9 protein-coding genes are annotated in these 12,916 nt (G+C 68.1%); 6 read left to right on the plus strand and 3 right to left on the minus strand.

The genetic code is table 11. The annotated features are described in order from the left end of the window. Window positions 1-70 precede the first annotated feature (70 nt). Complete coding sequence (locus RIB45_RS09955) at window positions 71-2,887, plus strand: TRAP transporter permease (protein ID WP_350050112.1); 2,817 nt, start codon at window positions 71-73, stop codon at window positions 2,885-2,887. Between the two features lie 33 nt (window positions 2,888-2,920). Next, entirely contained in the window at window positions 2,921-3,349 is a 429-nt protein-coding gene (locus RIB45_RS09960) for a universal stress protein (RefSeq protein WP_350050113.1), read from the plus strand. Window positions 3,350-3,356: 7 nt separating this feature from the next. On the opposite strand, the gene RIB45_RS09965 is transcribed toward RIB45_RS09960, so the two are convergent. After that, window positions 3,357-5,636, minus strand: coding sequence for a hypothetical protein (locus RIB45_RS09965; RefSeq protein ID WP_350050114.1), 2,280 nt, complete (start codon window positions 5,634-5,636; stop codon window positions 3,357-3,359). A gap of 175 nt (window positions 5,637-5,811) precedes the next feature. Between RIB45_RS09965 and RIB45_RS09970 the strand changes: the two genes are divergently transcribed. The 4 genes from RIB45_RS09970 (at window position 5,812) to RIB45_RS09985 (ending at window position 10,199) form a co-directional block, all read left to right on the plus strand. After that, window positions 5,812-7,485 (plus strand): peptide ABC transporter substrate-binding protein, encoded by a 1,674-nt coding sequence (locus RIB45_RS09970; protein ID WP_350050115.1) that lies wholly within the window; start codon window positions 5,812-5,814, stop codon window positions 7,483-7,485. Window positions 7,486-7,612: 127 nt separating this feature from the next. Next, the gene (locus RIB45_RS09975; protein ID WP_350050116.1) at window positions 7,613-8,575 is read left to right on the plus strand and encodes an ABC transporter permease; all 963 of its coding nucleotides are present in this window, start codon (window positions 7,613-7,615) and stop codon (window positions 8,573-8,575) included. Then, entirely contained in the window at window positions 8,572-9,510 is a 939-nt protein-coding gene (locus tag RIB45_RS09980) for an ABC transporter permease (RefSeq protein WP_350050117.1), read from the plus strand. Before RIB45_RS09975 ends, RIB45_RS09980 begins: the two co-directional genes overlap by 4 nt. A 212-nt stretch (window positions 9,511-9,722) precedes the next feature. Continuing rightward, window positions 9,723-10,199, plus strand: a complete 477-nt coding sequence (locus RIB45_RS09985) for a hypothetical protein (protein WP_350050118.1) — start codon at window positions 9,723-9,725, stop codon at window positions 10,197-10,199. Between the two features lie 122 nt (window positions 10,200-10,321). On the opposite strand, the gene RIB45_RS09990 is transcribed toward RIB45_RS09985, so the two are convergent. Further along, on the minus strand, window positions 10,322-11,527 hold the full coding sequence (locus RIB45_RS09990; RefSeq protein WP_350050119.1) for an amidase: 1,206 nt from the start codon (window positions 11,525-11,527) through the stop codon (window positions 10,322-10,324). Between the two features lie 72 nt (window positions 11,528-11,599). Continuing rightward, window positions 11,600-12,916 (minus strand): HlyD family type I secretion periplasmic adaptor subunit, encoded by a 1,317-nt coding sequence (locus tag RIB45_RS09995; RefSeq protein WP_350050120.1) that lies wholly within the window; start codon window positions 12,914-12,916, stop codon window positions 11,600-11,602.

Here is a 12,916-nt window from a genome sequence, read left to right on the forward strand (position 1 = left end):
TTGAGCTCTTTGCGAGCGGGCGGCGACGCCGACCGGACGGGGGTCCGGATGAATGGGGGACGGGTGAACCATGAGCGATCAGAACGCGGCGGAGAAACCCTCGCAGAAGACCGACGGCGGCAACGATCTCGACGATCTGGTCTCGTCGGTCGACACCGGCGGCCGCTCGCCCGACAACAAGGCGGTCGGGTTGTTCCTCGCCGCCGTGGCGTTTTCCTGGTCGGCCTTTCAGCTCTGGTACGCCTCGCCGATCTCCTACGAGATCGGGATCGGCGTCTTCAACACCACCGAAGCCCGCGCCTTTCATCTCAGCTTCGCGCTGTTCCTCGGCTTTCTGTTCTATCCGGCCCTGAAGCGCAGCCCGCGCGATCGCATCCCGCTGCAGGATTGGGTTTTGGCGACCGTCGCCGCCTGCACGTCGCTTTATCTCTACGTCTTCTATCAGGAGCTGTCGGAGCGACCGAACAATCTGATCACCCAGGACGTGGTGATCGCATCGATCGGAATCGTGCTGCTGCTCGAGGCGACGCGGCGCGCGTTGGGTCCGCCCTTGATGATCATCGCCATGATCTTCCTGGGCTACACCTTTCTCGGGCCGCACGCGCCCGGCATCCTCGCCTGGAAGGGGGCCAGCTTCCAGGCCGTCGCCTATCACCAGTGGATCTCCAGCGAGGGCGTGTTCGGCATCGCGCTCGGCGTGTCGACCGACATGGTGTTCCTCTTCGTGCTGTTCGGCGCGCTGCTGGAAGGCGCGGGCGCGGGCAACTATTTCATTAAGGTCGCCTTCGCGCTGATGGGCCATCTGCGCGGCGGGCCGGCGAAGGCGGCGGTGGTCGCCTCGGCGTCGACCGGCCTGATCTCCGGCTCCTCGATCGCCAACGTGGTGACGACGGGCACCTTCACGATCCCGATGATGAAGCGCGTCGGCTTCTCGCCCGAGAAGGCGGGCGCGGTGGAGGTCGCCTCCTCGGTCAACGGTCAGCTGATGCCGCCCGTGATGGGGGCCGCCGCCTTCCTCATGGTGGAGTACACCGACACGCCTTACGTCGACGTGGTCAAACACGCCTTCCTGCCCGCCGTCATCAGCTACATCGCGCTGGTCTACATCGTCCATCTCGAGGCGGTGAAGCAGAAGATGAAGGCGCTGCCCCGCGCGACCGAGGCGAAACCGCCGAAATGGGCGCTGCTCTCGCCGCTGATCACGATCGGGATCGTCGGCGGGATCGCCGGCGGCCTCTATGCGATTTCAGAGCTTTGGCTGGCGCTGGAAACCTCGGGCGCGCGGCTCGGCTTCGTGGCGCTCGCCTTGGCTCTGCAGGCGCTCGTCTATTTCGCCTTCGTGCGCACCACGACGGGCGACGCGCGCAAGCACGCGCTGTCGGTCGGCATGCTGGTGCTGGGCAATCTGGTGATCGGGGCCTTCGGGCTTTTCTTCGTGATCGACCTGGTCCGCCAACTGTTCGGCGACATGACGCCCTACGTCGTGGCGCTGGGCGTGCTCGGCGTCTACATCGCGCTGGTCGCCTTCTGCTCGCGCTATCCCGATCTGGAGATGGACGATCCCAACAGCCCGGTGGTGAAGCTGCCGCTGCCGGGGCCGACCATCAAGTCGGGCCTGCACTTCCTGCTGCCGGTCGTGCTGCTGATCTGGTGCCTGATGGTCGAGCGGCTGTCGCCCAGCCTGTCGGCCTTCTGGGCCGCCGCCTTCATGATCTTCATCCTGCTGACGCAGCGCTGGCTGTTCGCCTTCTTCCGCAAGCAGTCGCTGAAAGGCCAAGTCTATCGCGGCTTCATGGAGGTCGTGCAGTCGATGATCTCCGGCGCGCGCAACATGATCGGCATCGGCATCGCCACCGCGGCGGCCGGCATCATCGTCGGCGCCGTCTCGCAGACCGGCGTCGGCAACGCGCTCGCCGATCTGGTCGAGGCGCTGTCGATGGGCAACATCCTGCTGATCCTGCTGCTCACCGCAGTGTTGAGCCTGATCCTCGGGATGGGCCTGCCGACGACGGCGAACTACATCGTCGTGGCCTCGCTGCTGGCGCCCGTCATCGTAACGCTGGGCCAGCAGAACGGCCTGATCGTGCCGTTGATCGCGGTGCATCTCTTCGTCTTCTATTTCGGCATCATGGCGGACGTGACGCCGCCGGTCGGGCTCGCCTCCTTCGCCGCCGCGGCGGTCTCGGGCGGCGATCCGATCAAGACCGGCTTCGTCGCCTTCTTCTACTCGCTGCGTACGGCGCTGCTGCCGTTTCTCTTCATCTTCAACACGCAGCTTCTGCTGATGGACGTCAGCTTCCTGGAGGCGATCCTGATCTTCCTCGTCGCAACAGCGGCGATGCTGGTCTTCACCGCCGCCCTGCAAGGGTTCTTCCTGGCGCGCTGCCGGATCTACGAGATTGTTGCGCTGCTGCTGATCTCCTTCACCTTGTTCCGACCGGGCTTCTGGATGGACATGGTCGTCTCGCCCTACGCCTGGCGCGAGCCGACGACCTTCGTCGAGACGCTCGGGAACGCCAAGGTCGGACAGGAGCTGCGCGTCGTCGTCGACGGGCTCGACCAGTACGGCGCGCCGGTCACCTTCTCGGCCCAGGTGCCGGTGATGGAGGGCGATACCGGCGAAGAGCGTCTAGAGGCCTTCGGCCTGCTGCTTTTCGAGCAGGACGGCGAGCTTTTGATCGACGGAACGGAGTACAATTCGCCCGCCTCCGACGCCGGCTTCGACTTCGACCAGAAGATCATTCGGCTGGGCGTCCCGCAGTCGCAGCCGCCGAAGGAGTTGTTCTGGATCCCCGCGCTCATGCTCCTGGGCCTGTTGGCTTTCGCGCAGAACCGGCGGGCCAAGCGCGAGGACGGCGGCGCGGACGCCTCGCCGGCCGAGGCCTGAGCGCGCCCGCGCGCCGGATTGAAGGGAAAACCGATGTACAAGAACATCCTGCTGGCGATCGATCTGGGCCACGACGAATCCTGGGCCAAGGCGCTGCCGACTGCGGTGGAATACGCGCAGAAGTTCGGCTCCGCGCTGCATCTGGTAACCGTCGTGCCGGATTTCGGCATGTCCATCGTCGGCTCTTTCTTCCCCGAGAACTTCGAGGAGAAGGCCATCCATGAGGCGGGCGAGAAGCTGCAGGCCTTCGCCGACGCGCATCTGCCGGACGGGCTGGAGGCGCACTGCCATGTCGCGCACGGCAAGAGCTACGACGAAATTCTGGCCGCCGCGAAGAAGCTCGACGCGGACCTGATCGTCATGGGATCGCACCAGCCGGGAGCGGAGACCTATCTGCTCGGCTCCACGGCTGCGCACGTAACGCGGTTCGCGCGCTGTTCGGTGTTGGTGGTGCGCGGCTGAACGCGGCTCAGTTCAACTCATCCGGCGAGATCAACAGATCGTCACTCGCCGGCGGGGGCGGCACAGGCGGCGGCGCGGTCGCTTCGCCGTCATCCTCCAGCTGATCCGGCCCCGGTTCGTCGGCCGGCGCATCCAAGAGCGCGCCCTCACTGTCCAGCACGTCCCCGTTCGACGGCGGCAGGCTCGGCTCCGCGCCGTCCAACAGGTCGCCGTCGGTGACGGGCGCGTCGCCGGGCGCCGGCTCTTCCAGAAGCTCCGGCTCGGGGGCCGGCTCCAAGGTCGGCGCGGCCGCCTCGTCGGTCTCGCGCGGCGCATCGGGCTGCGCCGCGTCGGAAGGCGCGTCCAGCACGTCGTTCGCGGCTGGGACGTCGACGCCCGGCTCCGTCTCCTCCAGCGCCGCCGGCGGCGTGGTCTCAGGCGGCTGCAGGTCGGCCGAGGGCGCGCTTGGGTCAGGCTCCAGAGCGTCGGCGGGAATCCCGTCCGGCGTGACGTCGTCAAGCGGCTGGGAGTCCGGCTGCGCCTCCGGTTGCGCGGCTGAGGCGTCCGGCTCAGGCTTTTCCTGGCGTAGCGCCCCCTCGTCGAGCGTCGCCGACGGGGCGCTCTCGATCGTCGGACCGGTGTCCAGAACGTCCTCTTCGCCCGCGGCGTCAGGCGCCTCGGGCTCCTCGTCGATTTCGTCCGAGGGGCCCATCGCGTCCGATGGTGCGCTCTCGCTCGGCGGAGCGTCAGGGTCGATCACCGAGCCGTCCGGCCCGAGCTCGAGATCGGCCGGCCCCTCGAGCGGGCCCGAAGGATCGACCGTCTCGTTCGGATCGAGCGGGGCCGGCGACGGCTCGCCCGTCTCGTTCGGGTCGAGCGGCGCATTCGGATCGAGCGCGGCCCCTGGATCAAGCGGCGCGCTCGGGTCCAGCGGAGCGGAGGGATCGAGCGGCGCGCTCGGGTCCAGCGGGGCCGAAGGGTCCAGCGGCGCGCTCGGGTCTAGACTAGGCGCGGGGTCGAGCGCGGCGCCCTCGTCCCCTCCGGGAAGCTCGGGGGCCTCCGGGCCGACGGGCGCGGCGTCCGCTCCGGGCGGTTGTTGAATGCTCTCTGGGACGTCGCCGGCGTTCAGCAGAGCCAAATAGAAGCGATCCGACTCCTTTGCCGCGCACCCCTCGCAGACCTGAAGCCGAGCGCCCCCGAATCCGGCGGTGGCGCCGACGATCGTCCCGTCCGGCTCGATCACCGTGTAGCGGTAATTGCCGAGCGGTCCGGTGAAGGTCTGCTGCACTTTCTCGACCAGCGTCAACGGGCCGGGCTCCACGATCCCGTCAGACGTCACGCTGAAGGACGGGGCGGCCAGGATCGATCCGACCTGCATGTCCCGGTCGAGAAACAGCGTCAAATCGCGCCGCAGCGCATAGTCGTTCGCGTGCACCTGCACGTAGCGCGTCCCGTCGAGCCGTTCGGCGATGAAGGGGGCCGCGCTCGCCTTCGCGTATTGCGGATAAGTCGCCGCGAGCGCATGCCCGGAGCGGCTATAGAGCGCGTGCAGCTCCGCTGCGATGCAGTCGTAGGCCGCGGCCGCCTCGGCCGGCGTCAGATTCAGCTCCGCCGGACCCGCCGGCGCGCTCGGCGCGCTGGGCATCGGCGCCTCGGCGACCTGGCGGGCGATCTCTTGCGCCGGGGTCAACGAGGCCGCCGGCGGCGGACTTGGCGCCGGGCTTGCCGCCTGCGCGGCGCCGCGCACGGGTCCGCCCGTCGGCGCGGGCTCGCCGCTGTCGCCGTCAGCCTCGGTCTCCGTCGACCGGTTCGACGCCGGTTCGTCGCCCGCGGGGGCGGTCGGATCGAACGGCCCGTCCCAGGCGCTGCCCTGATCTTCAATCGGAAGCGTGACGGGCTCCAGCGCCGTGGTGGCGGGGTCGGTCGGATCAGGCAAAGGCGCGGCGATCGCCCCTTCCGCAACCTGACGCCGCAGCGCCGTTGCGCGCTCTTGGGCGTCCGCGATCCGGGACACAACGCAGACCCTGTCTTCGACGGCGACGCCGGGCTCCGGCGTCGGCTCGACAAGCGGCGCCGCTTCGGGCGGCGCCTCGACGGTCTCTGGCGTCGCGGCGTCCAACTCCGCATCGGTGGAGAGTTGCGCCGTCTCGACTGCGCCCCCGGCGTCGGCGTCTGTCGGCGCCGCGGGCGCATGCAGACAGGCTCCGAGCGCGAGCGCAGAGACCCCGGCGAGCCAGGGTCCGACCCACCGCCCGCGCGTCGATCTGCGGCGGCTTTTCGCCCGCTCGACCGGCTGGACCCCCATCATCGCGCACGCCTCCCAGTGTATCGTTTCAGGGATACAGCGATTCGCCGCGCGATTCCAAGTCATTGCTGGAGTCCGCCTGCGGCGCGCAAGGCGTGCGCGGCGCCTTGCCCCCGGCCCGGCGGGTGTTACCCTTGTAGACTGTCGACAAACGGCCGTCCTCGAGGGAGCCCCCGTCATGAAGCTCTTCGCCGCGCTCGCCGCGTCTTTATGTCTGACGCTCGTCGCCGCTGCGCCGCGCCCGGCGGAGGGCGCCTCGAAAGAGCGGCTGACGATCGGGATCTCGCAATATCCCTCGACGCTGCATCCGAGCTTCGATTCGATGCTGGCGAAGAGCTACGTGGCCGGCATGGCGCGCCGCAAGATCACCGTCTTCGATCCGGATTGGGAGCTCGCCTGTCTGTTGTGCACGGCCCTCCCCTCCTACGCCGACGGCACGGCCGTCGACGAGACCGCGGAGAGCGGCGACCCGGGCGTCGCGGTGACGTACGAGCTGAAGGAGGGCTTGGTCTGGGGCGACGGCACGCCGATCACCACCGAGGACGTGCGCTTCACCTGGGAAGTCGGACACGACCAGCGCACGGGCGTCGACGCCTATGAACTCTATCGGCGGATCGACCGGGTGGACGTGCACGACGCCCGTCGCTTCACCCTGCACATCAACAAGCGGACCTGCGACTATCAAGGGATCAACGACTTCAATCTGCTGCCCGCCCATATCGAACGGCCGATCTTCGAGAGCGGGGAGCCCGGCGACTACAAGGCTCGCACCGCCTATCAGACCGACCCGACCAATCCGGGCTTATGGATGGGACCCTACCGGGTCGCCGAGGTCGTCACCGGTCAGCGCATCACGCTGGAGCGCAATCCGCGCTGGTGGGGCGCTCGCCCCTACTTCGACGAGATCGTCGTGCGCACGATCGAGAACACGGCCGCGCTGACGGCCAACCTGTTGTCGGGCGACATCGACATGATCGCGGGCGAGCTCGGCCTCGCGATCGATCAGGCGCTCGCCTTCGAGGAGCGCCACGGCGAGCGGTTTCAGATCCGCTACAATCCGGGCCTGATCTACGAGCATCTCGACGTCATGTTCGATCATCCGGCGCTTGGCGAACGCCCCGTCCGACAGGCGCTGATCCAGGCGATAGATCGTCAGGCGATCAGCGAGAGGCTGTTCGGCGGTCGCCAGCCGGTGGCCCACGGGAACGTCAATCCGCTGGACGCCGTCTATTATGAAGACGTTCCGAAATACGCTTACGATCCGGTCGCGGCGCAGACGATGCTGGAGGACGCGGGCTGGGCGGAGGGGCCGGACGGCGTGCGCGTGAAGGACGGCGAGCGGCTCGCCTTCACTCTGATGACGACCGCCGGCAACAAGTCGCGCGAACAGGTGCAGCAGGTCCTGCAGGCGCAATGGGGCGCGATCGGCGCCGAGGTGACGATCCAGAACGAGCCGCCGCGCGTTTTCTTCGGTCGCACCGTGAGCGAACGGCGCTTCGAGGGGCTGGCGATGTTCGCCTGGCTCTCCTCGCCGCAGTCGATCCCGCGCACCACCCTGCATTCCGACCAGATTCCGACCGAGGAGAACAGCTTCACCGGTCAGAACTATCCCGGCTACGCCAATCCGGAGATGGACCGCATCATCGACGGGTTGGAAACCGAGTGCGCCGAAGAAGACCAACAGCGGCTATGGCGCGAGTTGCAGACCCTCTACGCAGCCGATCTGCCGGCGATCCCGCTCTATTTCCGGGCCAACAGCTACATCCTGCCGAAGGGCCTCGAAGGCCTGCGCCCGACCGGCCATCAGTACCCCTCGACCCTGTGGATCGAGGAATGGCGGCTGGCGCAGTGAGGCGGGCGGGGTTCGCGCACGCCGCCCCAGGCGGCCGGGTCGAGCCCGGCGGTGTGTCGCATCACGAACCATATGCTCCGTCATCCCCGGGCTTTACAGGGGGATCGTCCCGGCAGGCCCGCTCCCCATGCTGACCTACGCCGCCCAGCGCCTGACGGAGAGCCTCATCGTGCTCTTCATCATGAGTTTTCTGGTCTATGCGCTGATCGGCCTGATGCCGGGCGACCCGATTGATTTGATGATCTCGGCGAACCCCGCCTTCACGGCCGAAGACGCGCAGCGCCTGAAAGAGCTTTACGGCCTCGATCGTCCGCTGTTGGAGCGCTATGCGGCCTGGCTCGGGGCCGCGCTTCAGGGCGATTTCGGCTATTCCCGCCTTTATCAACAGCCCGTGGGGGAGATCCTGCTTCCTCGGCTCGGCTGGACGAGCGTGCTGTTGGGGCTCAGTCTGCTGCTGTCGGTGGCGATCGCGATCCCGCTCGGCGTTCTGGCGGCGGCGAAGCCCTATTCGCCGCTCGACTACGGGGTGAATCTCATCTGTTTCGCCGGCATTTCGGTCCCGCCTTTCTGGCTGGCGCTGATCCTGATCCTGCTGATCGCGGTGCCGTTCCAGGGCGTCCCAGCAGGCGGCATGGGCGAGGCCGATGCGGGAGTGTGGGAGCGGCTTCGCCACCTGTTCCTGCCGGTGCTGACCTTGACGCTCGCTTCCATCGGGGGCTTCACCCGCTTCATGCGCGGCGCGATGCTGGAGACGCTGGGCCAGGATCACATCCGCACGGCGCGCGCGAAAGGCGTCGCGCCCCGTCGCGTGCTGGTCGGACACGCGCTGCGCAACGCGCTGCTGCCGCTGATCACGGTGGTGGCGCTCAGCTTCGGGACCTTGTTCTCGGGCGCGCTGATCACCGAGACCATGTTCAGCTGGTCCGGCATGGGGCGCACGATCTACGAGGCGACGCTCGGCAACGACTACAATCTGGCGCTGGTCGGGTTGCTGACGGCGACCGGCTTCACGCTGGCCGGAAACATTCTGGCCGACCTGCTCTACGCCGGCCTTGACCCACGGATCAGCTTCAAAGGAGAGACGGGATGAGCGCGCTCGGCGCCGACGCGTCCGCGCCTGCGCCAGGGGCCCTGCGCCGCCCGCTCTGGCGACGCTTCCTGCGCCATCGACTGGCCGCGGCCAGCCTGGTTTTTCTGGCCGTGATCACGACCGGCGCGCTCGGCGCCCCCTGGATTCAGACGCAGCTCGGCGTCAACGCCTTCGGCGTCGACCTGTTCAACCGCTTCGGACCGCCGGGCGGCGGCAGTGTGCTCGGCGCGGACGAGGTCGGGCGCGACCTGTTCGCGCGGCTGCTCTACGGCGGACGGGTATCGCTCGCCGTGGGATTGACGGCGGCGGTCTTCGCAGCGCTGATCGGGACGGCGGTCGGCCTCGCCGCCGGATTCTACGGCGGCCGGCTCGACGCGCTGCTGATGCGCACGACCGACGGGGTGATCGCCTTGCCCATCCTGCCGCTACTGATCGTGCTGGCCTCTGTCGACCTCACGAAGCTCGGCCTCGATCCGGCGACGGCGACCGGCGCTTGGGCCGGCCTCGCGCGGATCGTCGTGATCATCGCACTGGTCGGCTGGCCGACCGTGGCCCGGCTGGTGCGCGCGGAGACGCTCAGCCTGAAGACGCGCGCCTACGTGACCGCCGCCAGAGCTCTGGGTGCGACGCCGCGCGCGATCATGTGGCGGCACATCCTACCCAACACGCTGCCGGTGGTCGTCGTGGCGACGACGCTGTCGATCGGCAACATCATCTTGCTGGAAAGCGTGCTCAGCTTCTTGGGCCTCGGCGTCCAGCCGCCGACGCCCAGCTGGGGCAATATGCTGACCAACGCGCAGGAGCTGGTCTGGTCGCACCCGCATCTCGCCGTCTGGCCGGGGGCGATGATCTTCGCGACCGTCATCGCGTTCAACTTCGTCGGCGACGGGTTGCAGGACGCGCTCGATCCCAGGAGCGACGCCCGCGGGAGCTGAGCCGCGGAACTCCGGGCTTTTGCGGGGCGGCGCCTTGCCAAACGCGCCCGTTTTCCCTATATTGACGGCAGGTACTGGGCAGGAATGCGAGAAGCGCATCGGCTTATGACCTAAGCGGCGATTTGTGCGCCCGCTGAATTGGACGGCTACCGCCTTGACGTAAAAGGCTAAAGCCGGGCGCATCAGACGTACCGCAGCGAAAGGAAGGCAGAATGGCTGACATCGCGGGTATCGGCGTCGGAGGGAGCGCTTTCGGCTTCAATCCGACGCGCAGCACGCCGAGCGAGCCGGAGGAGCAGCTTCAGCGCCCCCGGCCGGAAGAAACGACTCCGCGTCCCGCCGACCGCGGGGCGGAGGTCGCGCCGAGCGAGACGGACGCACCTGATCAGGCGTCCCAGACCGACGCCGACAGTCAGGCGGCGGGCGATCGCGCGCCGGAGTTGACCGAAGACACCGTTTCGCTGAGCGCGGGCGCCGAAGAGGCGCTCGCCGCCGAAGCCGCCGCCGGCGCTGCGGCCGAAGCCGCGCCGACGCCCGCCGCCGGCGCGACCAATGCGGTCGCGGCGGATACGCGCGAGACCAATCAAGTCGCGCGGCAGGAAGACACGACCGCCGAGGTCAACGGCAATCAGAACAACCAGTCGGAAGGGACGCGGACGCTCGGCCAGGTCGTCGACCAGTTCGCCTGATCCTTCCCGGCGAGGGATGATGATAAGGCCCGCGACGCGCCCGCGGGCCTTTTTCTTTCGCGGCGCGGGCGCGCCGTCGGCGCCCTTTCGCAGGCGGACGCGACCGCCGGCCCGGCGGTCCCTCAGCCGATCTCCGCCAGTCCGCTTTTCGCCTCTCCGCAGAGCCGCTCCGCGAGACCGAGCAGCCATTCGTCGCGCCCGCGCGCGGCGATCAGCGACAAGCCGATCGGCATGCCCTCCAACCGCCCGACGGGCAGGCTGATCTGCGGATGGCCGCATAAGGGCGCCAGGCCGGAGTTCTGCAGCACGCGATAGCGGAAGCTCTCCAACGCTTCTGCGGTCCGCCCGACCTCCGGCGCGGGACCCGGCGCGGTTGGGACGACGATCAAGCCGCCGCCCTCGGTCAGCGCCTGGAAGCGCGCGCGCACTTCCGCCCGCTTGGCGTCGGCCGCTTCGTAGTCCGCATCGGTGAGCGTCGCAGCCCACGCCATCCGCTCCTTCACGCCGGGTCCGAACCGGGGCCGTTCGCGGTTGATCCAGTCTTGATGGACCTGATGGATCTCATATCCCTGAGCGATGCGGAACGGCATGAACCAGGGCTTGAGGCCTTCCTCGACAGGCGCGAGGCCTATCTCCTCCGGCGCGCCGAAGGTCCGCTCCAGCACCGCCATCGCATGCGACAACGCCGCCTTTGCGCCTGGATCGCACAGCGCCCAGACGTCATGCGGAACGTAGAGGCGGGTCGGCGCGGCGTCGTCCGCGGCGTAACCGTCGATGACGACCTCCCCCACCCGGCGCATCAAGGCGGGGTCGCGCGCGAACCAGCCGATGGTGTCGAAGCTGGGCGCGAGGGGCATGAGCCCGTCGAGCGGGATGCGCCCGTGCGTCGGCCGCAGACCGAAAATCCCGCAGAAGCTGGCCGGCACGCGCACCGAGCCGCCAGTATCCGTCCCCAGCGCGAAATCGACCAATCCGCCCGCAACCGCGGCGGCGGAGCCGCTGGAGGAGCCGCCCGGAATGCGCCCCACTGCGTTCGGATTGACCGGCGTGCCGTAGTGCGGATTCTCGCCGTTGATGGAGTAGGCGAGCTCGTCCGTATGGGTCTTGCCGCGCACGACCGCCCCGGCCGCCAAAAGGCGATCGACGATCGGCGCGTTGGCCGGCGCCGGCGAATGGGTGCGGCCCCAATCGGGATTGCCGCAGCAGCTGACCCGCCCTGCGATGTCGAACAGGTCCTTCACCGCGAAGGTCAGGCCGTGAAGCGGCCCGTCGGCCGCGCCGTCGATCGCCAAATCGGGGTCGATGAAACAATTCAAGGGGTCGCGCATCGGGCCGCTCCTGCCGCCGGAAAGAATGAGGGCGGTCAGTCTGGCCGTGCAGCGCGTCGCGTCAAGATGGGGTCATTTCTCGCGCAGCGCGTTCTGCTTCGCCTTGATGATCGGCTTCAGCAGATATTGCAGCACCGTCTTTTCGCCTGTCAGGATGTCCACGGTCGCGGTCATGCCGGGGATGATCGGCTTGTCTTCGCCGAGCTTGGTCTCGGCCGTGCGCAGCCGGATGCGGTAATAGCTTTCCCCCTCTTCGTCGACCAGCGTGTCGGCCGAAATATCGATCAGCTCCGCATCCAAGCCGCCATAGACCGAGAAATCGTAGGCGCTGACCTTCACCGTCGCCGGCAGCCCTTGATACAGCGCCGCGCGGTCGGACGGCATGATGCGCGCCTCCACCACCAGGCTGTCGCCGAGCGGCACCACTTCCGCGATCGGATCGCCGGGCCGAACCACGCCGCCGATCGTATTGATCACCAGCTTGTTGACGGTGCCGCGCACGGGCGTGCGCACCTCCGTCCGCTCGGCGCGGTCGACGCCCGCCTCAATCTCCTCGCGGGTGCGCTCGGCCTCGGACTGGACTTCGTTGAGCTCCTGCTGCGCCTCGGTCATGAAGGTGGTGCGCTTTTCCTCGATCCGGCGCTCGGCCTCGCTGATGGCGCTGCGCGTGCGCGGCAGGGCCAGTTGCACGCTCTCGATCTCGCTGCGCAGCTCCTGCATCTTCTGCTCGATGCGCAGCAGGTCGATGCGGCTGCTCGCCCCTTGCTCCACCAGCGGGCGGATCAGCTCCTCCTCCTGCTGGGCGAGCGAGAGGGCCTCGCGGGACTGCTCGACCTTGGCGGTCAGCTCAGAGAGCTCCTGGCGCTTCTGGGTGCGCTGGTCCTCCAGAATGTTGATCTGCTGCTCCAACTGGCGCAGCCGGCTTTCGAAAAGCAGGCGTTCGTTGCGCACCACCTCAGGCGAGGTGCGCTCCAACTCCTCCGGGAAGGTGAGGCTCTGCGCCAATTGCGCCTCAGCCGAAAGCCGAACCGCCTTGGCCCGCAGATTCCGGTAGAGCTTCAGCTTTTCGGAGAGTTGCGCCTCGGCCGAGCGGTTCTCGACCCGCATCAAAACCGCGCCCTCTTCGACGACCGCGCCCTCTTCAACCAGAATGTCGGTAACGATGCCGCCTTCGAAATGCTGGACCGTTTTGGTCTGGCCGGAAGGCACGATCTTGCCTTCGCCGCGGGTCACCTCCTCCAGCGTCGCATTGTGCGCCCACAACAGAAAGGTCACGAAGAAGGCGACGATCGCGAACAGCATGATGTGGGCGACGCGGCTCGCCCCGCGGCCGGGGCCGCGGCCGTCCTCAATGTCGGCGATTTCGTCTTCCCAGCGTCCCGTCGTCAT

The sequence above is a fragment of the Marivibrio sp. genome (genome assembly GCF_040218065.1).
Classification (GTDB): Bacteria; Pseudomonadota; Alphaproteobacteria; order UBA8366; family Aestuariispiraceae; genus Marivibrio.

Bases quoted from the DNA above. Each gene is read 5' to 3' on its own strand.
- RIB45_RS09955 (WP_350050112.1), top strand. From the start codon at position 71: ATGAGCGATCAGAACGCGGCGGAGAAACCCTCGCAGAAGACCGACGGC.
- RIB45_RS09960 (WP_350050113.1), top strand. From the start codon at position 2,921: ATGTACAAGAACATCCTGCTGGCGATCGATCTGGGCCACGACGAATCC.
- RIB45_RS09965 (WP_350050114.1), bottom strand. From the start codon at position 5,636: ATGATGGGGGTCCAGCCGGTCGAGCGGGCGAAAAGCCGCCGCAGATCG.
- RIB45_RS09970 (WP_350050115.1), top strand. From the start codon at position 5,812: ATGAAGCTCTTCGCCGCGCTCGCCGCGTCTTTATGTCTGACGCTCGTC.
- RIB45_RS09975 (WP_350050116.1), top strand. From the start codon at position 7,613: ATGCTGACCTACGCCGCCCAGCGCCTGACGGAGAGCCTCATCGTGCTC.
- RIB45_RS09980 (WP_350050117.1), top strand. From the start codon at position 8,572: ATGAGCGCGCTCGGCGCCGACGCGTCCGCGCCTGCGCCAGGGGCCCTG.
- RIB45_RS09985 (WP_350050118.1), top strand. From the start codon at position 9,723: ATGGCTGACATCGCGGGTATCGGCGTCGGAGGGAGCGCTTTCGGCTTC.
- RIB45_RS09990 (WP_350050119.1), bottom strand. From the start codon at position 11,527: ATGCGCGACCCCTTGAATTGTTTCATCGACCCCGATTTGGCGATCGAC.
- RIB45_RS09995 (WP_350050120.1), bottom strand. From the start codon at position 12,916: ATGACGACGGGACGCTGGGAAGACGAAATCGCCGACATTGAGGACGGC.